The sequence below is a fragment of the Flavisphingomonas formosensis genome, from assembly GCF_009755815.1.
GTDB classification, from domain to species: Bacteria; Pseudomonadota; Alphaproteobacteria; order Sphingomonadales; family Sphingomonadaceae; genus Flavisphingomonas; species Flavisphingomonas formosensis.
Window position 1 is genome coordinate 1 of record NZ_WRPK01000030.1, and the last position, 2,297, is coordinate 2,297.

Sequence of the window (2,297 nt, forward strand, 5' to 3'; positions counted from 1 at the left end):
GACCCAATCCCGGCCATTCACGCGCGCTATCCCCCTGCCGAAAACCTGCCGCTCGTTCATCTGATATAATCTGCCTCTCCGGCGAGCCGACACGTCGCAGGCGACCGCGCGCTGTCCACGCCGCGCACGCTCGCGCTGGGCGAAGCTAATCCGGCCATCGAGCGGTTTGTTACGGGGCATCACATTGGACCCTGTTGATAAAGCGGCGTCATAGCGACGATCAGTCGCGGCATGTTGATGCCACCACAAGTCCGCCGTCCAGTCACGCCTGCACTGCTCAGCTCCAGACGTCGCTGCCGTGCCAATTGCTACGTTCCGCATCAATGCGAGGCTGCACGGTGGTGGTCCCGATTGCGCGACGTGGCGCTGGGCGACGACGCCCGCTATAGTCCTCGCATGTACAACTTAATCGTCAGATCGGGAGCATGGGGCGACCGACGAGACGTCCTCGGCGCGGACCGGATCTTCGAGAGCACCGAGCGCCAGCTAGTCCGGCAGTTCAAGCCTGACGACGAGCCTGACTTCGAACGGCTGCGCTCTCTTCCCTGCCTCTTCATGGTTGAGGGTACCGGGGATCAGCTGGCACGTGTCGGCGAGCTTGTAACCGCGCGCATCCGTGGCGGCCAAGCGACGCTTGAGTACCGTCTCGACGACCGCATCCCCCCGATCCGCAACTGCGACATCTATGCGGTGCGCGAGGAGTTCGGCATAGACGACGCTTGGGAGTTCTCGCGCAACCATTGGGCGATCAAGGACGTGGACCTGTTCCAGGCCCTGCTCCGGCTAAGAACGCAGGCGCGGCAGCGGCCACAGGTGTTCACGCTGGACGAGGTCGAAAGGATCGATCCCGACCTTGTGTCGGTGATGATGCCCTTCGACGCGGGCTTCAACTCGACCTATAGCGCGATCCGCCGGGCGGCGGAGGCCGCCGGATACCGATGTCAGCGTGCTGACGAGATCTGGGAACGCGCCGAGGTGATTGCCGACGTCGTGTCCTTGATCGACCGGTCCAGTGTTGTGATTTGCGACTGCACCGGCCGGAACGCGAACGTCTTCTATGAGATGGGGATCGCCCACACGCTCGGCCGTGAGGTCATCCCGATCACCCAATCTGAAGCCGACATCCCATTCGACATCCGGCACATCCGGCACGTCCGGTATCTGCCGAACCGGGAAGGGCGGCGCGGGCTGTCGGACGAATTACAGCAGCGGCTCGAGTTTCTACGAGCGCGATGAACATTAAGACCCCCAACAGCGGCGGCGTCACCTAGCGGCCAATCTCATTGTAAGGTTGTGCCAGTGCAACGGCATCGCAGCTACCCGGCCATTCGCGGCCTGTTTCCGGCTCCCGAACTTCAGCCGTGCATTTCATGTTGGCAGCCGAAGCCGACCGAGGCTGGCGGTAGCGCCGTTGGCTGAGATCCTGCGTGCGTGTAACTGGCACTGGAGCGGGTTCCATGGGAGTGCACGAATGCCAGCAAGCCGACGTGTTCCAAGCCACGTACGTGATGACGATGGGCTCATAGCTCGACTTCGCGTCAAATTGGCTGAGGCAACAGCTGCTCGCCTAGACGTCAGCGAATGGCAGAAGTTCGTAGTCCTCCATCAACTGGAAGCATGGGCCGAGCATCAGTACAGGTTCTTTCGGAGCATTGAGTGGGGAGATGCTGACGCCGAAGGCAATATCTTAAGGCTAATTTCGTACGTAGTGGATCAGAAAAATGATGACGCTGTCCTCGATCTTTTCGAGAGACCGACTGTGCAGCGCTGGTTCAAGCAGAACGACCCGGCTTTCTTGGACCTCTGGAAAGGTCAACAAGATCCATTGCTTGAGGCGTTAGGACACGGACTCGCCGAGGTCCAGGACGTCAACGATGTTATCGATCTTAGTCAGTACGCCTCGCGTCTCCGCGCAGCCCTCCCCGCCGACCCTCAACTGGCGATTGGGACCACCAAAGATCTGCTTGAAGCAACAATGCGTACGATCTTACAGCGTCGTGGCTTCAAGAACGTGGAAGCGCTGGCTTTTCCCGACCTCGCGACCCGGTGTTTAACCGAGCTCGGCCTGGTTGGAACGACGCCGCCGACGACGAAGCGCGAGCGAGCGATACGGAAAATCGCGAGTAGTGCCCGCACCATGATCGACACAGCGAACGAGCTCCGGAATGCAGCAGGAACGGGCCATGGAAAGGTGGTTGGTGAAGAAGAGCTGATTAGCGCTGATGACGCCAGCCTTGTCGCATCAAGCGGGCTGATCCTCGCCGCTTGGCTCATCCGACACGGCAAAGAGGCGTAGC

Annotated in this window: 2 protein-coding genes; both read left to right on the plus strand. The window is 60.7% G+C overall.

All coding sequences use genetic code 11. The features are described 5' to 3' along the window. Nucleotides 1–351 precede the first annotated feature (351 nt). The gene (locus GQY20_RS31835) at nucleotides 352–1,236 is read left to right on the plus strand and encodes a hypothetical protein (protein WP_198351347.1); all 885 of its coding nucleotides are present in this window, start codon (nucleotides 352–354) and stop codon (nucleotides 1,234–1,236) included. Nucleotides 1,237–1,543: 307 nt separating this feature from the next. Beyond that, the gene (locus GQY20_RS31840) at nucleotides 1,544–2,296 is read left to right on the plus strand and encodes an abortive infection family protein (protein WP_157221199.1); all 753 of its coding nucleotides are present in this window, start codon (nucleotides 1,544–1,546) and stop codon (nucleotides 2,294–2,296) included. Nucleotide 2,297: the final 1 nt, after the last annotated feature.